The sequence below is a fragment of the Betaproteobacteria bacterium genome (assembly GCA_009377585.1).
In the GTDB taxonomy this organism is placed as follows: Bacteria; Pseudomonadota; Gammaproteobacteria; order Burkholderiales; family WYBJ01; genus WYBJ01.
This window is the reverse complement of the sequence record WHTS01000097.1, coordinates 2687-23365: the sequence shown is the minus strand read 5'-3', so window position 1 is coordinate 23365 and position 20679 is coordinate 2687. Positions and strand designations below refer to the sequence as shown.

The following is a 20679-nucleotide window of genomic DNA, read 5'->3' as shown; positions in this document are numbered from 1 at the left end:
TATAAGAGCAGGACTGCGGCTACACCGCTGCGTACGGCCCAGGGAGACAATCCGCCATGTACTGTGCGACCTTGTTCGCTCGAGCATTTGAATTCAAGCGCTTTTGTTTGCGAGATTGTACAAGTTCAGTACCAGGACACCCCGTCTTCGGAGCAGGAAGGCAGTCCAGTTGGTTTCTGGGCGATATCGATCTGCTCGGTTCGGTGATTGCTCGTAATTGCCTCGGCTCTCGTATCGTAGGTTCAGTGATCGAGTCCCAGCGCCTCGCAACGCCTGAGCAGGTGTGTGCCCGTTGAGGCGGTAGCCGTTGATGGCGAGCACGAGTTCCTAGGGATGCCTCTTCGAGAACCCTTCGCGTTGATCTCGGGCGATACGGGTACGGGTCTCGAGGTTGCTACAATCTGGCGCCGCAACTCCACGACCTATAATAAAGGTGCGGAACGCCTCGTGAAAGGCGTCGCGGTGATACGCTAAGGTCTCGGAGGTCTTGGCGAAGTTGCCCCCGTCTGTGCAGGGGCAAGCCGCCTACTCTGTCGGAGAACCACTCTAAACGACTTCAGCAGGATCATGATCGTGAACTCCAGTCCCGTCGTGTCGCTGGTCACCCCAGCTTTCAATCTGGCCTCGTATCTGGGGCAGGCAACCGATAGCGTTCTCGCACAGGACTACCCGAATATCGACTATCTAGTGATCGACGATGGATCCACTGACGACACGCCGATGGTCCTGGAGCGCTATGCTGGGCAGGTACGTACCTATCGTCATCAGAATATGGGCCAGGCCCAAACCCTCAACCAAGGCTGGAACGCGGCAACCGGCAGGTACCTGGCATACTTGAGCGCTGACGATATCTTGGAGCCGAACTGTATTTCTGCGATGGTGCAGGCTCTCGAAGCGGATGAGGGCGTTGTCTGTGCCTATCCCAACTCGGACCTGATCGACAGCTATGGGACGGTAATCAAGCGCGCCGTGTGCGCCCCTTTTGACCTCGAGCGAACGGTGGTCGATCAAGAATGCCGCATCGGCCCCGGCGCCGTTTTTCGCCGGAGCGCATTCCTGGAAGTTGGCGGATGGAATCCGACTTACAAGCTGGCACCCGATCGAGATTTCTGGATCAGGCTTTCATCGAAGGGCCGCTTCCACTTCGACGAACGTCCTCTCGCCAAGTACCGACTGCACACTGGTGCCACTTCCTACCGGGAGGTTTCTGATGCGGCTACAAAGGAATACCTTGATGTGCTCGACGCCTTCTTCGCATCCGAGCGTGCAAGGGACCTACTGCCGCGAAAAGACGAAGCCTACGCAAAAGCGCATATCGTCAGGGCGAGAAACGCTTTCCGCTCTGGAGCGTTTGCGGCTGGCCTTCGTCACTACCGGACTGCTCAACAGCTTCATCCGCCACTGCGTGGCTTGAGCCTGAAGGCCGCTTTGGTGCGCACAGTGGTGAGCAAACCCGTTCGTATGGCCGCCAGCCGCTTCCGCTGGATCGGATCGCGAAAGGCGTAAAACAAGTGGATCGCTCGTTGGTCCGGCGGTGGCTTATCCCTATCATCTTCTTCGAAACGTATCTGACCGTAGTAGCCCTCCTGTTCTTCTTCGGCCCTTGGCCGTGGATAGTCCCGAACCCGGCAGAGATCGCAATCTATCTCGCCGCTGCAAACGTTGTTGTTTTTCTGGGTTATGTTGCATCCCGGCCAGCGCTTGGCCGGGTCGCTCAAGAGACGGAAGAAGAACGGATCCGGAAGGGCATCTTTTGGCTGCGGGTTTCGACAGCGGCTTCAGTCGCTTTGACCGTTCCCACCAGCCTCGCTAGAACAGGCGATTTTTTTCCGAATGTCCTGGCCAGCCTTTCAAATCTAGGCGCGGTGTATTCAGCAGGCTTACGCGAAACAGCGGATGGTGGGCCCTTCGTTTTCTTCGAGTACGTCAGAATGTTTGCGTATCCGCTATTGTCGGCTCAACTACCGCTTACCGTTGCTTTCTGGCGGAGAGCCGGACGGTTCGTCCGAGCTGCGGCCGTGTCGTCGATAACATTCTACCTCCTGATCTTTATTGGCCGGGGGCAGAACAAGGGTCTAGCAGACATCGTGGCGCTGCTTCCCTTTTTTCTGGTGCTGGCATGGGGGCGCCGCCCTATGCCGTCACTGCGGAAGCTATGCATAAGCGTTGGCGTTGTGGTCGCCGCGGCACTGGTCCTTCTCGTCTTCTTCGCCGGGACGCAAATTCAACGCATTGGCGGAGCGCATCCGGACGGAGTCTACTACTTCGGCCGCCTGAAACTCGTTGCCGACCAGAACTACTGGCTGACGTACTGGATGCCTGAACCGGCGCAGATGACCATCGAGTCCTTGGCGCGCTACCTGGGCCAAGGCTATCAAGCCATGGCTCTGACCTTCAACTACGAGCATCAGAGCACGCTCGGCGCGGGCCATTCTATGTTCGTGGCGCGGAACTTCGACCGACTGCTGCATACCGACTTTTTTACGTCGGCCTCCTTGCCAGCGCTGCTCGATGCCCAGTGGGGATGGCCGATGTACGGTCTTTGGCACTCCATATACCCGTGGCTGGCGTCAGATGTCGGCTATTTGGGCGCGCTGCCTTGCATGGCGGCGTTCGGATTTCTGCTGGGTCTGAGCTGGGGAGCCGCTTTCAAATCCGGCAGTATCGTATGGATGGGTATGCTGCCAATGATGCTGGTCCTATTTTTCTATATCCCTGGAAACAACCAAATATTCCAGTCGGGCGAGACGACTGTCGCTTTCTTCATGCTCGCTCCTGCTGTGGCGCTGAAATTGGTGTATCCCAAATGGAGCCTTTCGCGGTTCTTCATGCCACGTCGTTAGATTGTTTCGGCGGCGAGATCCGCCATTCAGTAGCGGACCAGGCTTCTCCCGAGATTTTGTCGTCCCAGCGTAATGGTTTGGGGTTCGATGGCTTTGAAAGAGGGAGTGAAGTCGAAGATGTCAGCTGCCGTTGCTTTTCGGGGCAGCATCCAATACCCTCGACGGCCGAGTTCCGACCTGGACCTTTTTTATAACGCAAAGTGGTCCGTTTCGGGTGCGGTGCCTCGATTTGATTCAATGGTGGCTGCCAAGCAAGCCGACGAGCTAGGAATCTGGAGCAACGTGAAGCTTCGCGACATATCCGCGCCTCATCCAACAAGAGTGTTGGAGTTGACCGGATTTCGGGGATGCCTTGGTCATGGAGCGCGGTCTACGGCCGATATAGATGGTTGCACCAATGACGACTCAGGTCAGTAAGATGCGAGTGTTGGTGCTGGGTGCTTCGGGCATGCTCGGCAATGCGGTGATGCGCCTGTTCGCGCAAAGTCCCAAATTCGCGGTGTGGGGCTCGACGCGCTCGAGCGCGTCGCATCGGTACTTTCCGGAACAACTGCGCTCCAATCTGATTACGAACGTCGATGTCGAGAAGTTCGACGCATTGAGCGGCCTTTTCGGGCAAGTTCGGCCCGATGCAGTCATAAACTGCGTCGGCTTGGTGAAACAATTGGCCGAGTCGAACGACGCGCTGGCCGCCATTTCCCTGAACGCGGTGCTTCCTCACCGGTTGGTGCGCCTCTGCCGTCTCGCCGGTGCGCGGCTCGTCCATATCAGCACCGATTGCGTGTTCGACGGAAGTCGGGGCGGCTATGTCGAGAACGATCGTCCGGACGCATACGACCTCTACGGCAGAAGCAAGCTGCTCGGCGAGGTCGACGACGAGAACGCCATCACGCTGAGAACCTCTATCATCGGGCGTGAGTTGAGCAGCGCGCGCGGCCTGATTGACTGGTTCCTCTCGCAGGAACACCGCATCAAAGGTTATTCCCGCGCCGTTTTCTCCGGCCTGCCGACCATGGAGCTTGCGCGCGTCATCCGTGACTTCGTGCTTCCGCATCCCGAACTGCACGGCCTTTACCACGTATCGGCCGAGCCCATCAGCAAATATGACCTGCTCACGATAGTGGCGAAGGTCTACGGCAAATCCATCGACATAGTGCCCGACGACGAGCTCGTGATCGATCGGTCGCTCAACTCTGACCGTTTCCGGGCTGCGACGGGCTATGTGGCCCCCGGATGGCACGATCTCGTTCGTGCTATGCGCGACTTCGGCTGACGAGTTAAATACCGCCTGAACGTCGATGCTCTCCGACAAGACACTTCTCGTCACCGGCGGCACTGGCACGTTCGGCAATGCCGTGCTCCACCGCTTCCTCAAGTCAGAGTTCGAAGAGGTACGCGGCTTCAGTCGCGAGGAGATCAGGCAGAAACGCATGCAAAACCTGCTGAGGGATGACCGAGTCATGTTCCGCATCGACCACGTGCGCGAGGCCCCTCCATGCTTAAGGTCATGACGATCGTCGGGACGCGGCCGGAAATCATCCGGCTGTCCCGTATCATCGAGAAGTTCGATCGCCATTTCGAGCACACGCTCGTCCATACCGGTCAGAACTACGACTATGAGCTGAACGAGGTCTTCTTTTCCCAGCTCGGCATCCGCGCGCCCGACCTCTTTCTCGAAGCCGCCGGCGAAAGCGGCGCGGAAACGATCGGCAAGGTCATCATCGCAGCTGACAAGGCCCTGGAGCGCTATCGTCCCGACGCGCTGCTCCTGCTCGGCGACACCAATAGTTGCCTTGCCGTCATCGCGGCGAAGCGGCGCAAGATCCCGATCTTCCACATGGAGGCCGGGAACCGCTGCTTTGATTTCCGGGTCCCCGAGGAGATCAACCGCCGCCTCGTCGATCACGTGTCGGACATTAATCTCACCTATAGCCAGATTGCCCGCGACTATCTGCTGCGGGAAGGGCTGCCGCCGGACCAGGTCATTGTCACGGGAAGCCCGATGCGCGAGGTGCTGGAGTATTACCTGAACGGAATCGAGGCCGCCGACACGCTCGCGCGGCTAGGTCTGGAGCAGGGCCGCTATTTCCTCGTCAGCGCGCATCGCGAGGAGAACGTCGACCCGCCGGAACGGCTCAGGAAGCTCGTCGACATCCTGAACGCGCTCGCCGAGCGCTTCGCCGAGCCAGTTATTGTCTCGACGCACCCGCGAACGCGCAAGCGCATTGCCGCGCTGGGCGCCGCCCGCCATGAGCGCGTGCGATTCGAAAAGCCGTTCGGCTTCCTCGATTATGTCCGGTTGCAGACCTCTGCGCGTGCCGTTCTTTCCGACAGCGGCACCATCACCGAGGAAAGTGCGATCCTGAATTTCCACGCACTAAACCTGCGCGAGGTTCACGAGCGGCCCGAGGGCTTCGAGGAAGCATCGGTCATGATGGTGGGCCTCGACCTGGAGCGGGTGCTCGACGGTCTGCGCATCCTGGAAACCCAACCCCGCGGTCCGGACCGCGCGCTCCGCCTGCCGGTCGACTACGCGCCCGACAACGTCTCCGACAAGGTCTTGCGCATCGTCCTGAGCTACACAGACTTCGTCAACCGACGTGTTTGGCGCAAGCAACTCGATTGATCTACGACGGCCTCCGCCCCCCGGAATTCAACAGAAGCGTCTCGCTGGGCAGAGGTGTAACCCGGAGCCCAGCGGATCCGATTCACCAACGACCAGGTCACGCTGACCGCGACGATCACCAGCCCTAATTCAATCGCATAGATGAGCAACGTCCACGGGAAGCACATCTGTACGACGAGATAGGCGAGAGAGACGCCTGCCACCGAAGCGGCAGCGAGGTTACCCGTCAAGCGCGCAGCCAACCACTCGAGCGCGTGACCGGCGAGGACCAGCCCCAGCGAGAGAAAGAAGATGACCGCCTGCGATCCCGAGTAGCTACCTATCCCGATCGGGCCGGGCACGGTCAGGAAGGTGAAGTGTTCGACCCTTCCATAACGATCGCCTGACATCTTCTGGTAGATGGACTGGGCGCCGGCGGCTGGATCCTCCTTCAATCCAGCCCAAAAAAGGCTTGCACCAAGCCGCTCCGGCTCGGCAGCCGTCGTCATAACGCCTTCGAGACCGATCCAGCGCATCACGACTAGATTCTTTAATTCCCCAATCAGATGGGTCACCCGATGTGCCGATATTGCCTCCGCTTTTTCGGTAAGGGTGACGCCATCGTAATTTGACCGCCCGCTCTCGGCAGACTGTGTAGCAGTGGCCGCGCTCTCCGCCTGCACCACCGCCGCCTTCTCCCCTGGTGACAGCACGAAGTCGTAGGTTCGTTCGAGACTGACGATCAGCAGGGCAGCACCGAAAAGCACGACGGCGACGCAAACGGCGAGCGCAACTTGCCACCAGCTTCTGACCTGGCGCCAACGCCAGACCATGACCCAAGTAGCTGCCAATAGATACAACAGGAACTGTATTCGGCTCGCCATCGTCACTGCCGCGAAAAAGCCCAGTGCCGCCGCAACGTACCAGAGATACTGGTATCCCCAATTTCTGATCTCGATCGCCCAAAGGATGAGCGTCAGCGCACCGAAAATAGCCCCCCAGGTGATGGTGAACGACAGGAGGGCATAAAGACGCGGATGGATGTCGACCCCAAGCGGGAAGCCGATGCGCAGGATGTGGAACTCGTAGTTGACCCAATACGAAACCAGCCCAACGCTTGTCACGCAGATCAAGCCCGCAACGACGACGTTGGAAACCAAAGCAGTCCCATGTGCTTGTCTGATCCGGAGGAAGCTCGGGAAGACTTTGGCTGTCAGCGTGGCCGCGGTTACCCCCGCGAGCCCGCTGCTCGCGAAGTCTAGAGCACGATCCCATTGAGTCGTGAACTCACCGGTGGGCTCGATCAGTGGAACGCCGAACGTGAAATGAAATAGTGCCTTTCCGACGAACCCGACAAACAGGAATAGTGAAACTGTAAGGACGAAAATCGATGGCGGGGAGGCGGTTGCCGTTGCGAGCATCGCGCTTCCCGCAAAGAGAAACGTCAAGATGGACGGGGCGCTTCCGGGATAGAAGGGCGTAATCGCAGCGGCGAGCACGACAAAAAACACTAACGCCAGCAGGAGCGTGAAGACTGACTGCGCGGGCGAAATGCGCGACACGTGTCCCATTCCGATCACATAGCTCCAAACACCTTTTCCGCGCGCTCGGTGTCGCCAACTTCACGCAAACCGAGCCCACCGGAATTCGTTGAGACTCGTTGTGCAGGTATTGATGTTGTAAGCTCGAAGCGTCAAACGTGGAGAGTGGCGATCCTAGAAGGTACGCTGCCGAATCGAGACGCATAGAACTTACAGACCTGCTCGCGCCGGAGCGGCGAGGCGTCCCAACCGGATGGGCAGAACGGCGGCAAGCAACTGCCAGGCCCGAGTATAGCGCGGTACTCTTGAATTAGAGGCCGCCCTAGGGGGGGGCGGTTGCCCGGCCCATGTCCGAGCCATAACGGTAGCTGGGCATGTGCCGAGCGACCACGACGCCTTCGGTCGTTGAGTCTACGGCGACACTGCCATCGTCCGGTTCTGCCGACGTTGTCGAAGCGGGGTGGAAAAGTTCGGCCACGAGCCGCTGCAAAGACACTTTGCGCAGATCGTACCCCAGCGCGATTCCGGGCCCCTTGACGGCGAACAGGGTGGGATAGTTATCGATCATGTCGCGCGTGGTAAGCCCCTCGGCGTGCCTGCGCGCGGACAAACGTGCACCGTGATCTCCGTGGATGAGAATGAATGCGTCCGCAAAGCGAGTGTCGGAATCGAGCTGTGTAAGAAAACCGTCGATCGTTGAGAGCAGGCACTGGGTCTGTTCGAAATAGTGCGCATAGTTTTCTCGCCTGGCCTGCTCCAGATCCTGTCCCTCGAGATTGTGCCGTTCCGCCAGGAACCAGGGCAGGAACCAGCGCTCGCGTAGGCGACAAGCCTTGTCGTAAACATAGGGAGCATGCGGCATCAAAAAGTGCGCGAATATGTATCGTCCTGCAGGTTCGCCTGTGAGAACGTCCGACGCGAAAGTCTCGAACCACGAAGGAAAAGAATGAACATCGTAGTGATAGGGCTTCTCGGCGGTGCTCACTTCCAGAAGCAATGGCTTCACCAGCTTCAGATAGTTTGTGACGACATAGCTTTCTGCGAATGCCTTCTGAAGCAGTGCAAACGTGACCTCGCGCGTTGACTGGAGTTTTGGGACATGTTCGCCCAATGGGTTAAAGGACGAAAAAGTTCGACATACTTCGACTTCGCCCGAGGAGCAGAAGTCGAGATGCGACGTCTGGTGGACCGTAATTGTCCGTCCACCAGAACGCATCAGCTCGAAAAGTCGGTTCTTGGTCAGTGACGGCTTTTCGGGATTCGTTGTGTAGATCGAATTGAAGCCATAACTGCGGTTATCCGAAAAGTCGAAATTCAACATGCTCGGAAGCGCCTTGACCGTCACTGCATGGCGGCTGTAAACGTTTCCGTACAATCGAAAGCCGTGCCGTTCAAAGACCGTTCGCATCTTGTGGTAAGTCTCCGGTCCGCCAGACAAGGACGCGTCGATGGCCTCGGGTCCGGTCAGCTCATCGAAGATCAAATGAATGACAGGCCGCTGTCCTTTGGTTTGCGTGACGGCGCTTGTCTCGGCGTTGTCGGTCGGCAAGGAGAAGGTCACGGCGGCGCTGGCAAGGAAGAAAGCGAAGGCTCCCGTGAAGATGATCTTCGCAACATGCGTCCGAACGAGCCAAAGAAAGGCAAAGACCGTCGTAAACAGGCTCGAGATTGCAATGAGCTTGATAGACCGCTGCTCGCCCATGGGCAGAGATTCAAGCGCTCGGTGACCTTGTGCTGCCAGATCGAACGTCATCAGCAGGACACTGGCCAGTATCAGCAGACAAACGGCCATACGCGGCTTTCCGAGCCGATTGCCCGGTCGATATGCGAGAGCCGCCGCGCATCCTATCGCGAGGCCCAAGAGGACGATGCCGCCAACGAAAAGGAGCGACGGTTCGCGAAACAGCGGAACCTTGAGTTCAGCGAAGCCTGAGATCAGTGGCGATATGAAAAGCAACGCTGGGGTCAACAAGAGCAACGTGCGGTCAAGCGACATCGGGACAGTCCACCCCACGCAAACCCCATACACCTTTGAGACCGCCGGATTCAAGTCGTGCTCTAGCGACCGATCCAGCTCTTGCGGCAGCGCTATGGAACATGCAAAGCCGCCGACTGTGCGTCGGCTGTAAGCTCACAATCAATGAAGCTAACTTGGGCCTGCGTTCTCGTGCGTCGCGGTTTTGGTGCAAACCATGGAGTGCGGCAAAATCGTTGTGCAAACTGCGTATCCTTGTACTGCAAGGTCCGGGACTACAAGCTGCTTGTCGGGCCACGAGTCGACCACGGTCCTCTCATGCGATTCGCGACATTGCTCTTATCTTTTCCACAGAGCATATCATTTGAAGACGAGCTTCCCCCTGCTGTGTTCCTGGAACGCGACCATGAGGCTGGAGGGTCCGGCGGGCGGCCTCGAAACCGAAGCAGCGGCAATCGGCCTGCGTTGCGTTGGATGTGAGTCGTGTGTGGGTCGCGCCGTCGGAAAGGAAACGCGAACCCGCGTCCGAGGATATGATTGCGGTTTTTGCGTCCCGCTTGGGGGAGGCTTTCAGTCCCCGTTTCGGTCGTGCTCATCTGCGCGGGGGACGGGACGCGGTATTCATTCCCAACGTGCAAAGGCATTCGACTCGAGCAATGCGCCTCGCTGGTCCAGGTGTTACAGCCACACGGAAAGAGCGCGCTGTTGCTAGTAGGCAAGGTTGCAATGGAAAACTACAATTCCACCGAGGCGCCGTGCGTCGCCGTTCTCGGCGGGACCGGCTTTGTCGGCCGGGCACTCGTTGCGCGTTGCCCGAAGGAGGTCAGCGGACGGGTCACATTCCTCGTTCACCGTTCGACGCCAGCCTGGCTTGCAGCGGCGGCTGTGAGCTCGAGCGGGGTCGATCTGGAGGATGTCAACGATGTCCGGGCAGCTCTCGACCGCCACGATGTGCTGATCAATCTGCTGCGTCCCGACGGCAGCGGCTGGTATCCCGAGATGCTGCAGCGCCTGCAGCCCATCTTCGAGAGGGCTGGCATCCGCCGTTGCGTGCACGCGAGCAGCATAGATGTGTATTCGGGGGCCGATGTTGATTGTGTCGATGAAGAAACGCCGCCTCGGCCACGGACAGCCTACGAAGCGGAGCACTTGGCAGCGGAAGGGATCCTGGCGGCGGCTTTTCCGGAAACGGTGGTATTGAGGCTCGGCGCAGTGTTCGGCGCTGGCGGGCGCAACGTCGTCAGCTTCGCCGAGGAGATGCGGCATGCCCCTGGCTGGAAGCTTGCTTTGCGCCGTGCTCTCTATGGGGACAGGCGTATGCACCTGGTCAGCGTAGAGACCGTCGCCGATGCGCTCCTCCGCGCCGCGCTTACCGAGGCGCCGCTCGGTTCGCAGGTGATCCTGGTGACGGAAGACTCTGACCCGGACAACAACTTCGCCTATGTTCAGGATCGCTTGGCGGAAGCGTTCGGCCGCGCGTCGCTGAAAAGCGTCCCCGTGCTTCCGCGCGTCTGCCTTCGTTTGGCTCTCAAGGCGCGCGGGCTTCCGACCGGTGCCGTCAATAGACGCTTTTCGTCAGAGCGGGGGCTGCGCCTGGGCGTCACATCAGTCCATTTCCGCGACCGCCTCGGCGCTTACGCGCGGCTACTCGCCGGTGACGAGAACGGAGCTATATCGTGATACTGCGGCGTGTCGAAGCCGCCCGTTTGCTATGAGCAATGGCGACCTGAACGTCCTCGCGGCGCCGACTTTCCGCAGGGCGGGAACCGCGGCACTGTTCAGCCGAGGTGCGGTGGTCGCATCGGGCGTGGCGACTTCCATCCTGCTCCCGCTTTCGCTGGATCAGAATTCGGTCGGTAAGTTCTTCCTCGCGCAGCTCGTCATCGCCGGACTGGCGACGCTGGGGCAGCTCGGGCTGCCATCGACGATTCCCGCGACTGTAAACGAATCGACCGCAGAAAACGACTTCGGACGCGCCCGTCAGCTGATCGTCCGCATCGTTCTCATCTGCCTTCTGGTGAGCTCATCTGCAGCGATACTGGCCATGCTATGGCTGCCGAATCTTTTGGGAGCGGTCGACGCGACCAACAGGGACAGTTGGGCGGCGATCGTGCCGATCCTGGCCCTCACCGTGCCGCTATCCAGCCTTACCACCATCTTGGTCGAGACCCTGCGCTCGGTTCATGCAATCAGGGCTGCAGCAAACCTGGCGGCGCTTGGAAGTCTCTTCACCGCCGGTTTTCTGGTCCTCGTTTTCTTGCGTGGAGGCGATACGACACTGCGCGCCGTGCTGGCCGCGGGGCTGACCGGCTGGACGGTCGGCGCGATGACGGGGTTGGCTCTGGTCGGCCGAGCGGTGTGGCGCTGGAGGGTGCCCGCCAGGCGAACGGCGAATATCGGCAGCCTTGTCCGCCACACCTTGCCCAACCTTTTCACCACGCTGACGCTATTCGCCGTTGCGCATGTCGATCTCTTTCTGCTGAGCGCCCTGGGGACGATGAGCGATGTCGCGCAGTACGGCATAGCACTACGCTTTTCGGCGCTGTTGGTCATACCCTTGGCGATCGCTAATGCCGCCTTCGCGCCGCTCGGCGTGGAGGCACGCGCGAAGGAAAACACCGAGCTCCTGCGGGAAATGCTTCGCAAGCTGGTTCTTGTCAGCGCGGGGCTAGCCGCTCTTCTCTATGCCGGCTTCGCCATTGCGGGCTATGGGCTGATCTCCGCTTGGAACGACGAATACAAGAACGCCTACGGGCTCACGCTGATCCTCGGGCTGGGCAATGTGCTGCATGCTTGCGGGGGTTCGGCTGGCGTCCTCTTGATGGTCTGGGGAGACCAGCGGCGCGCCTTCACGATCACCTTGCTCACCAGTATCGCCACTGTCGCTCTCTGTGTCGTCGGCCTCGCTTATGGCGGGGTTTTTGGCCTGGCCGCCGGCGCGGCGGTCGGCAACGTGCTCCAAGTCGTCGCTTTCGTGCTTCGCGTGCGCAACCGCTTCCACCTGGACCCGTCGCTCGTAGGAGTGCGGCGGGCGCTCTCAGTCCGCGCATCGGCGCCAGACTAGCGGGATCGAGATGAACATACTTCTGACCACGATATCGCTCGACTCGCGTCTCGGCGGGGGAACTGCGGAAAGGACCCGGCGCTTGGCCGATCACCTTCGTCGACAAGGCCACCGCTGCGAGGTCCTGGCGATGCAGGATGGAGATCTGGCGGACACGATGCGCAGCCAAGGCATTGCGGTCCATGTATTCCGCTCCTACCGGCTGCGTTTTTCGATTCCGCTGCTCAGACTGTCCAGTCTGGTACGCCTGGTCGCGAATGCAGACGTCATTCACGTTCTCGGCTACTGGAACCTCCTTTCCGTAGCGACGACTTTGACCGCTACATGGCTCGGCAAGCCCTATGCGCTCAGCGCCGCCGGTGAATTCATCGGCCTCGAGAATCCACGGCCGATCGCCCGCGCGTTTCACCGGCTGTTCGGGCAGCGGATGATTCGCAATGCTGGCCTTCTCATCGCGATCACCGCGCTCGAGCGCCGGCAGATCATGGAGCGCTTCGGCCTGGCTGCCGACACCGTAGTCGTCGTCCCAAATGGGGTCGAGGAGCCGACAACGCCGCAGGACGCGGAATCGCAGGCACGCAGGCCTGTCGTCCTGTTTGTAGGTCGCTTGGCCGAGGTCAAGGGACCCGACCTGCTGGTGGAAGCGTTTTCGAGTGTGGCGGCCGAGCACCCCGACGTCGAGCTCGTACTGGCCGGTCCGGACTTCGGGATGCAGTCGCGCCTCGTTTCGGCGATCGAGGCGCACGGTCTGTCTGGCCGCGTACGCTTTACCGGTCACCTCGGGGAAGACGGGCGGACCGAAGCCTATCGGCGAGCCCTGTTGCTCGTCGTTCCATCGCGCGCCGAGGCCATGTCACTCGTCGCTCTGGAGGCGGGAATTCTCGGTACGCCGGTGCTGCTGACCGACCGCTGCGGCTTCGATGAGGTGGCCGCGATCGGCGGAGGCGAGGTCGTGCCGGCGAGCGTCGAAGGGCTGCGCGAAGGCCTCAGAGCCATGCTGGCTCGCCGTGCGTCCTTGCCTGCGGCGGGTGAGCGGCTCCGGGCGTACGTGATGTGGAACTACGCATGGCCGGCGATCGTGAAGGATCTGGTCAAGCACTTCGAGAATTTGCGGGTGAAGCCCGCACGTCGGCCTCGGTCGGGAGGACGGTACCAAGCTGACGAGCAAGACGATTCCAGCGCCAAGCGCGGCGCCGGTACGAAGGGTTAACGAAGGGTTAGCGAAGGGAGAACGTGCTTGACGACCGTTCGAGTGACGATGGTCGTGCCGGCCTATAACGCCGCCGACTACGTGGTCGAAGCCGTCGAGAGTCTGCTCGCTCAGGATTACCCGAACCTGGAGATCATCGTGGTGGATGATGGTTCCACCGACGGCACCGCCGAACTGGTGGCCGGGTTTGGGGATCGGGTGAAGCTGCATCGACAACCCAATGCGGGACAGAGCGCTGCCATGGCGACGGGCTGGTCGATGGGGAAAGGAGAGTTCCTCGGCTATCTCAGCGCCGACGACAGGCTTCGGCCGCAAGGCGTTCGGCGCTGCGCGGAAGAGCTCGCCTCCAGGCCGGACGCCGCTCTGGTCTACCCTGACTTCGACATCATCGACGAGAGGTCGGTACGGACAACGACCGTGTGCCCGCCGGATTTTTCCCGCCGTGCTCTGTATGCCGAGCTTCACTGCTTGCCGGGGCCCGGCGCCTTGTTTCGCCGCAGTGCCTACGAGGAGATCGGACCTTGGCGCTCCGACCTCAGGCAGATTCCCGATCTCGACTTCTTTCTGCGTCTCGGCTTGAAGGGAGACTTCTACCACATACCCGAAGTGCTCGCGGAGTTCCGGATGCACGCGCAATCAACGACCTATCGGGCGGTGCCGTTCGAACGAGGCGAAGAGCCATTGAAGATGGTCGAAGAGTTTCTAGCGAGAGCAGACCTTCCGAGCGATGTTCGCTCATGGCAGCGCTCGATGCGGGCCAATGCGCGTCTTCTCTCGGCTGCAATTCACGGCCGCTCCGGCCGGTTTTCGCTGGCGGCCAAGCGCCTCGCCGCGGCGGCGATCGCGGAGCCGAGAGCTGCGGTTTCGCGAAAGGCACTCGGCCACGTCCTTTTGATGATCAAGGGTGCGATGACGCGCCGCTCGTCCGCCACGTGACGCTATCGGCGAGGACAGCCGAGTTGACCAACGCCTTCTAACGGCGTATCACCCCGCAAATGTGGGCCATTCGGCCACCTAAACCGGACTCAGCGAATCATCCAATGCGACCTGCGACTGTTCTCATGGCGTTCTCCATCCTGACTTTCTCGATCACGCCGGCCTACGCCTACTTGGACCCTGGGACAGGCAGCATGATCCTGCAAGCCCTCATCGGAGGCGTCGCGGCTGGCATTGCCGTGATCTCGCTCTATTACAGGCGGGTCAAGGCGTACTTCAACAAGTGGTTGGGTAGGAACAAGACAACTCAGGTGGAGGGGAATGACGGTCCACGCTGATGCTGGAACGTTCCTTGATCCGTTGGGTTGTGTGTTCCACCGAAACGGCAGAGCATCTTCGCCGAGCAAGTGCTACTGCGCATGAGCTCACAGGCTCGTCCGCTTCAAGGAAAGAGCCCGGATTCCTGGCCCAGCCGATCCTTATGCGCCGTCATACTTGTCGGGAGTGTTTTCTGATCCGGAAGCTTTTCCGTTCTTATTGAAGAGGGACTTGATCTTGTGAACTATGCCTCTCCAGAAAACGGAAACGCCGATGGCTGCTGCAGCGAGCGCCTGTAATATGATGCTGCCCACCCCGGGGTCAAGATAGGCGTGAGCAGGCGAGGAAAAGAGCCCGAACAGCACCAAAGGATACAAGGCAAGTCGTTTCATCGGCTTCATCTCCGGGTAAGGAAATAGAGGGTGCGTTGGGTTCCTTGCAATTTGCACACTGCGCGGATTGCGAACCGCTCCGCCAAGCTTTGTTCGAAATCGACAATCGTATAGCGCGAAAAGATATCTTCGCGGTTCGTCAGCAGCCTTTGGACTTGTGAATCGGTCTTGTCCGGAAACTCGACGATCCAGCTCGGCGCGATGCTGGCCAGCATGGCGAAGATCTTTGCCCACGGTGTATTGTTGCCGATAGCTAGATGATGCACCAGCGCTAGCGCAAGGCCCATCTCCGGCTTGAAGCGCTCGAACAAGGAGGAACGCTCCTCCAACTGCCAGCCAAGTCGGGGGCTCGGCTGAGTCAGGTCCTGTACGACCGGCACTATCGCATTGAGCCGATGCCGCTTGCAGTACAGATAATTCTTCTCCACCGCAATCGGGTCGATATCGATGGCAATGACCTTTTCCGCGAATTCGGCGGCGATACGACTGAACGTCCCGTCATTCGCGCCCAGGTCGCAGACGCAAGACGGTCGGGCGGTTCGCAGCCATTCACTGATCACGTCCTTCTTCTGCTGCAGTTGAGCTTCCGTGTAGTTCGTATCCCCATAGTAGTCTCCCCACTCCGTGAATGTGACAGGAGTGCGCAATCCCGAGACAAAGAGGCGCAGGCCTTCTATCAAGCCACAGTGAGCATCGAATGAAAGACGAGCCTCCACCTTTCGCCTGGATGAACCATATCTTCTTCGCGCACGACCGTGCAAATGGACGTGCAACAGCGCCCCGAGACTGAACCATGTCCTGACTGGAAGCAAGGTCGACGCAAGGTCGAGCGGAATTCCGTCCAGATGGCTCTGGAGAAGCTTTTGCAGGCGCAGGTCCCTGTAGGCCATCAAGCACAATGGGGCAAGAAAGTGCATGCAGAATTGGCCGTAGGCCTGCCAAGGCGCGTCCTTTTTCAAGGCCGCAAGGGATAAGGTATCGATGAGAATCGGCCTGCCCTCGTGCCACCCTACGTTGAAGGCGCTTGCGTCCTTGAGGGTCATGCCGTGCCGCAGGGCAATGGCCTGAACGGCTAGTGTGAGCAGCGCTGCGTCCTTGAGTTGTGAGAAACACCATTCATAGCTGTACGCTATATCCGCCACGATGCGGGGCTTGATTGCGAACGCGTACCCTTCCGGCGTGGGCACCTCGGCTTCGTCGTGCGGCACCAGGAGACGTTCCTTGATCAGAGCGTCATACAGGCCGGAGCTCATCATCAAATCGTAGTCCGCCCGGTACGATTCGGCGATGGCGCGATGCAGTGCTCCATCCACGAAGTAGACTACTCCGGAGGGATCCCTGAACGAAGCGGGATGTTTGCTTATGTTCGATACATGCATCTGGAAACTAGATCAAGACACTGGAGCGCGAGGACGCGTCAGCATTCTCAAAGTGTACATTCCACTTCCCGACGAATTCTTGCGAACGCGCTTTCCCAGGGAGTCAGCTTTCGCCTCGCACAGGGCCGGTTGCCTGACGATCCATTCACGGAGCACTTTCGACTGCTTCTTCCTTGGATTGCTCGACGAAAGCCTCATATAGTTCTTCAAGGGAGCGTGCTCTTACAAACTCGTGAGATCTCGAGTTGTTTTGAGGGTTCTCCTGCACTTGGCTCAAGTACAGAACCTCGATATCCGGGCTCGCCGATCGGATGCTCCTCAAGAGCGTCCTTGGGTCTCGGTTGGAAAATTCGGCAAGGTATGAGTTGATTACTTGCCTGACGTCGCCGTTCCACGCTGGCTCGCCGGTAATGATTGCAGGATCTCGCGCAAATGGCGGTTTGATCCACAACGTGGCGTTGTACAGGCTCACCGGGACATAGTTTCCGCCGCTTTCGTGCCCATTTTCGAGACCCGAGAACTCCCGTAGATGCTCTTTTGTCGCCAATAGCGGATGCCCATGGTCGCTGACAATGATGATCAGCGAATTGTCGTATACGCTTGCATCTTTCATTGAAGCGAAGAGCGATTCCAGTTGATCGTAGACGAGAAGGGTCTCCTGCTCGATTGCCGCTTCGTCCTCGGTGCTTTTCGGGGAGACCTTCCCTTCCCGGTCCAGGGCAACAGGCGTGTGCGCACTGTAGTTCCAGAAGAACAGGGCCCGGGGCGCAATGTCTTCTTCGCGCCTGATCAATTGACTAAGGTCTCGGGCGACCGCAACAGACCGCAACTTGTGCGAGAGTATGTAATCCGTCGCTTGCCCAAAAAACGGGTTCGTTGGCCAAACACCTATGATCCTGGCGATTCCAGCGGCAAAGGCAAAGCCATACGCATACGCAGCGTGAGATAGCGTCCTTTCGTCCTGTCCCAAGAAGCCAGATGAAGATGCGCTTAGGAGTTGCGCATCCCTTCCGAGGGTGTACAGAAAATCAACACTCCTGACTAGATACCCGTGTTCCATCAGATCCGTCGCGAAAGAGTCCTGCTCCGCGGCTGCCCAATGGTCCGTGACGGCTCCCGAATCGCGGGTTGCATACGTTTTGCCGGAAAGAATGGCCGGTTTCGCGAAATTGGTGAAGGGGAAGGATGTGAGCGCCCTCGTGAAGACGGTAAATCCATCGAACGCGCTCAACGCACGCGGGTGCTCCTTCAATACCTTCTCCACGATGGAGCCCTGCAGCATGTCGACGGCTAGCACGACGACATTCTGCTTCGAGCTCAGCACTCCCAAATCATGCTTGTGCTTAGAAACCTCTTGCGACGTGGGAACCGAGATGACGGAGATAGCAAGGTGTCGGTCATAGAGTGTGTAACCCCAACAAAGCAACAAGATCGGGACGGCCACAAAGTGCAACCGTCGCCTCAGCTTCCACGCGACTACGACCAAAAGCAACCAAGCCAGGAGATTCATCCAGTACCAGTTGGGAGGGGCCTTGCCTGTCAGCTCTTGGCCGTCGAGCATGCCCGCTTGTCGTGGTATGAGGGTCGCGAAAACGAAGAAGAGCAGCAAAGTGGCCGTGAGAACGGGCTCGATGTATTTGTAGTCCACTCTCGAGAGAGACAGTATTGCGCACGCTAGCGTAGATGCCGCAAGAACGGCCAGAACGACCAGAGTCAACAGAGTGCCGTCGAGCGGGTGTTGATCCGCTCTTGCAACGTATACGGGACAGAACACGAACACGATGTATAGCGTCGCGAAGATGACGAGAAAGGGATGGGCGTTCCGACGGATTTGCTTCGGTATCCTGATCATCTCTTACATGTTCCCATTCGCGAAATGTGATGTCCGTCGGGGGAACGCGTTCATGGCACGTGATCCGTCGGTGAGCCCTTCAACGACGCCCTTACTGGTTAGTCCTCTTTGTCCATAGAATCGGCCTATTGAACAAGGTGTGCGCTTCCCAAAAGGAGCGGATCCGAATTCCGCTGGACCGCGCTATATCCGCCGCCGTCAACAAGGCGAATGCATGCTGTTGTCGCATCACAAGGTCGAAGGCGACGTTACTGCGCAATGTGCCGAAGAGGGCGGCAAAGTCGGCGGCCAAATTGAGGTGTATCGGCTTGGCAAGACGTTCAACGAGTATGCGCTCCGGAATGTACCCATGTACAAGCTTTCGCTACATAGCGAAGCACGTCGTCTCCATGTCGGGTAGATTTCCGGGCGATTCTATCAGCCGCATTCGACCTCGAATGCGACACGCATTGCGGGCGACGCGCAGATCGTGCTATCGATTCTGCTCATAAAAACGTCCTCCCTTGGCGACGTGGTCCACAATCTCCCCGTCGTGGGGGACATCCGCGGTGCATCTCCGGACATTACCATCGACTGGGTCGTGGAGCGATCCTTCTCGGCTATCCCCGCGCTGCACCCCGGCGTTCGCACCGTCATTCCCTGTGAGCTGCGCCGCTGGCGCCGCTCCTGGCTCACGCGTGCCACCCGACGCGAATGGGGCGAATTCGTCACCCGCCTTCGCAGCACACGCTACGACGCCATCATCGACACTCAAGGTCTGCTCAAGAGCGCACTCATTGCGCGGTTCGCGTACGGTACCCGCTACGGGCTCGATTGGGAAAGCTCACGCGAGCCGCTACGGCTCTTCTACGACAAGACATTCAATGTGCCGTGGGGCCAGCACGCGGTGGCGCGCAACCGGGAGCTGACCGCGCTGGCGCTGGGTTATGAGCCGCAAGGCGAGCCCGACTACGGCATGCGCTGCATGCCGTCGACCGCAGCCTGGCTGCCGTCGAAGCCGTATGTCGTGTTGCTGCATGCGACCAGTCATTCTCGTAAGCTGTGGCCGGAGCCGAGCTGGGTCGGGCTCGGCGTGCCGCTGGCGGCTCGCGGTTACTCGCTGTTGCTGCCCTGGGGAGCCGAGGAAGAACACGCACGCGCGAAACGTCTGGCCGTCGCGATTCCGTCCGCCTGCGTGGCACCCGCGCTCGGGCTCGCCGAACTGGCCGCGGTCCTTTCCGGCGCTGCTGCCGCCATAGGCGTCGACACGGGCCTCACGCACCTGGCCGCGGCACTCGGCGTCCCGGTCGTCGGCATCTACGGCGCGACCGACCCGAAAGCCACCGGCGTATGCGCGGCCACCCCGGCAGCCAACCTCGGTGGCCAGGGACGCTTTCCGAGCGTCGATGAAGTCATCGGCGCCCTCGAAGCGCTCGGTGCGTTGCACCGCGATCCCGGCGTGCGGCAACCATGATCCGTACACGTCCGGCCTACACGCTGCTCCTCTACCTCCTGCTGCCTTTTGTGCTGCTGCGCCTCTGGTGGCGAGGCCGCAAGGAGCCAGGCTACCGCCGCAACGTGGCCGAGCGCCTCGGCCGCTACGGTTCCCCGCCCCTGAGCAACTGCATATGGATCCACGCCGTCTCGGTCGGTGAGACGCGCGCCGCCCAGCCGATCGTCGAGCGCTTACTCCGCTGCTACCCTGAAAAACCGATCGTGATGACCCACATGACGCCGACCGGGCGCGCGGCCGGCGAGCAGGTGTACGGCGATCGGATCCTGCGCTGCTACCTGCCGTACGACTTCCCCGGCGCGATACGGCGCTTCCTCGACCACTTCCGCCCCTCGCTCGGACTCGTCATGGAAACCGAGGTGTGGCCGAACACCATCCACGCCTGCCGGGCACGTGGCATTGCCCTGTACCTCGTGAACGCCCGCCTGTCGGAGAAGTCCTACCGCGGGTACGCACGCGTGCACGGGCTCGCAGCCGAGGCGCTCAACGAGCTCACCGCCATTGCCGCCCAGTCGGACTCCGATGCCGAACGCTTCCGAGCCCTGGGCGCGACCAACGTAGCCGTCACAGGCAACATCAAGTTCGACATCGCGCCCGACTCAGACCTCGTAAACCAAGGCCGGCAGTGGCGGCAAACCTGGGGCACATCGCGACCGGTGTTCCTCGCCGCCAGTACCCGCGACGGCGAAGAAGCGCTGCTTCTCGACGTGCTCGACCGGATAGAAACGCCCGGCCTGCTCGTCGTCATCGTGCCGCGGCACCCGCAGCGCTTCTCAGAGGTGGCTGAATTGCTGGACCGCCGCGGCTTGGCCCACGTCCGTCGCAGCAGCGGCTCGTCACCCGCCGCGCATACCCGTGTCCTGCTCGGCGATAGCATGGGCGAGATGGCCGCCTACTACGCGGCCTGCGACGTCGCGTTCATCGGCGGCAGCCTGCGTCCGTTCGGCGCGCACAACCTGGTGGAGGCCTGCGCGCTGGCCAAACCGGTGCTGATCGGGCCGTCGATGTTCAATTTCCAGGAAGCGGCCGAGCTCGGCATGGCGGCCGGCGGGGTCATTCAGGTCCCGGACGC

Annotated in this window: 17 protein-coding genes; 12 read left to right on the top strand and 5 right to left on the bottom strand. The window is 60.1% G+C overall.

The genetic code is table 11. From position 1 onward, the window contains the following. Nucleotides 1–567: 567 nt before the first annotated feature. From GEV05_23230 to GEV05_23210, 5 genes are all read left to right on the top strand, one after another. A complete protein-coding gene (locus GEV05_23230; GenBank protein MPZ46244.1) occupies nucleotides 568–1506 on the top strand; it encodes a glycosyltransferase in 939 nt (312 codons plus the stop codon). Between the two features lie 5 nt (nucleotides 1507–1511). Continuing rightward, on the top strand, nucleotides 1512–2843 hold the full coding sequence (locus GEV05_23225; protein ID MPZ46243.1) for a hypothetical protein: 1332 nt from the start codon (nucleotides 1512–1514) through the stop codon (nucleotides 2841–2843). A 418-nt stretch (nucleotides 2844–3261) separates the two neighbouring features. After that, entirely contained in the window at nucleotides 3262–4116 is an 855-nt protein-coding gene (locus tag GEV05_23220) for a sugar nucleotide-binding protein (protein ID MPZ46242.1), read from the top strand. Nucleotides 4117–4141: 25 nt separating this feature from the next. Continuing rightward, entirely contained in the window at nucleotides 4142–4354 is a 213-nt protein-coding gene (locus tag GEV05_23215; protein ID MPZ46241.1) for a hypothetical protein, read from the top strand. After that, nucleotides 4339–5469: a UDP-N-acetylglucosamine 2-epimerase (non-hydrolyzing) gene (locus GEV05_23210; GenBank protein MPZ46240.1), complete on the top strand. Its 1131-nt coding sequence runs from the start codon at nucleotides 4339–4341 to the stop codon at nucleotides 5467–5469. Before GEV05_23215 ends, GEV05_23210 begins: the two co-directional genes overlap by 16 nt. Here the strand turns inward: GEV05_23210 and GEV05_23205 are convergent. Together GEV05_23205 and GEV05_23200 are read right to left on the bottom strand one after the other, a co-directional pair. Beyond that, nucleotides 5421–7010 (bottom strand): hypothetical protein, encoded by a 1590-nt coding sequence (locus GEV05_23205; GenBank protein ID MPZ46239.1) that lies wholly within the window; start codon nucleotides 7008–7010, stop codon nucleotides 5421–5423. The genes GEV05_23210 and GEV05_23205 overlap by 49 nt on opposite strands. Before the next feature lie 301 nt (nucleotides 7011–7311). After that, a complete protein-coding gene (locus tag GEV05_23200) occupies nucleotides 7312–8985 on the bottom strand; it encodes a sulfatase-like hydrolase/transferase (GenBank protein ID MPZ46238.1) in 1674 nt (557 codons plus the stop codon). 705 nt (nucleotides 8986–9690) lie between these two features. On the opposite strand from GEV05_23200, the gene GEV05_23195 reads away from it, so the two are divergent. From GEV05_23195 to GEV05_23175, 5 genes are all read left to right on the top strand, one after another. Beyond that, a complete protein-coding gene (locus GEV05_23195) occupies nucleotides 9691–10644 on the top strand; it encodes an NAD-dependent epimerase/dehydratase family protein (GenBank protein ID MPZ46237.1) in 954 nt (317 codons plus the stop codon). 31 nt (nucleotides 10645–10675) lie between these two features. Further along, entirely contained in the window at nucleotides 10676–12028 is a 1353-nt protein-coding gene (locus tag GEV05_23190; protein MPZ46236.1) for a hypothetical protein, read from the top strand. Between the two features lie 10 nt (nucleotides 12029–12038). Beyond that, complete coding sequence (locus GEV05_23185) at nucleotides 12039–13238, top strand: glycosyltransferase (protein ID MPZ46235.1); 1200 nt, start codon at nucleotides 12039–12041, stop codon at nucleotides 13236–13238. A gap of 27 nt (nucleotides 13239–13265) precedes the next feature. Next, nucleotides 13266–14174 carry a glycosyltransferase gene (locus tag GEV05_23180; protein MPZ46234.1) on the top strand — a complete coding sequence of 303 codons (909 nt, stop codon included), beginning with the start codon at nucleotides 13266–13268 and terminating at the stop codon, nucleotides 14172–14174. Nucleotides 14175–14299: 125 nt separating this feature from the next. Beyond that, entirely contained in the window at nucleotides 14300–14512 is a 213-nt protein-coding gene (locus tag GEV05_23175; protein MPZ46233.1) for a hypothetical protein, read from the top strand. A gap of 141 nt (nucleotides 14513–14653) precedes the next feature. Here GEV05_23175 and GEV05_23170 read toward each other — a convergent pair whose 3' ends face one another. From GEV05_23170 to GEV05_23160, 3 genes are all read right to left on the bottom strand, one after another. Next, on the bottom strand, nucleotides 14654–14884 hold the full coding sequence (locus GEV05_23170; protein ID MPZ46232.1) for a hypothetical protein: 231 nt from the start codon (nucleotides 14882–14884) through the stop codon (nucleotides 14654–14656). Between the two features lie 5 nt (nucleotides 14885–14889). Next, nucleotides 14890–16197 (bottom strand): class I SAM-dependent methyltransferase, encoded by a 1308-nt coding sequence (locus tag GEV05_23165; GenBank protein MPZ46231.1) that lies wholly within the window; start codon nucleotides 16195–16197, stop codon nucleotides 14890–14892. A gap of 211 nt (nucleotides 16198–16408) precedes the next feature. Further along, nucleotides 16409–18115 carry a hypothetical protein gene (locus GEV05_23160; GenBank protein MPZ46230.1) on the bottom strand — a complete coding sequence of 569 codons (1707 nt, stop codon included), beginning with the start codon at nucleotides 18113–18115 and terminating at the stop codon, nucleotides 16409–16411. A 469-nt stretch (nucleotides 18116–18584) separates the two neighbouring features. Between GEV05_23160 and waaC the strand changes: the two genes are divergently transcribed. Beyond that, complete coding sequence (gene waaC, locus GEV05_23155) at nucleotides 18585–19568, top strand: lipopolysaccharide heptosyltransferase I (protein ID MPZ46229.1); 984 nt, start codon at nucleotides 18585–18587, stop codon at nucleotides 19566–19568. Continuing rightward, nucleotides 19565–20679 (top strand): 3-deoxy-D-manno-octulosonic acid transferase (locus GEV05_23150; protein ID MPZ46228.1); only part of this gene is annotated, 1115 nt, incomplete at its 3' end. The genes waaC and GEV05_23150, both read left to right, overlap by 4 nt.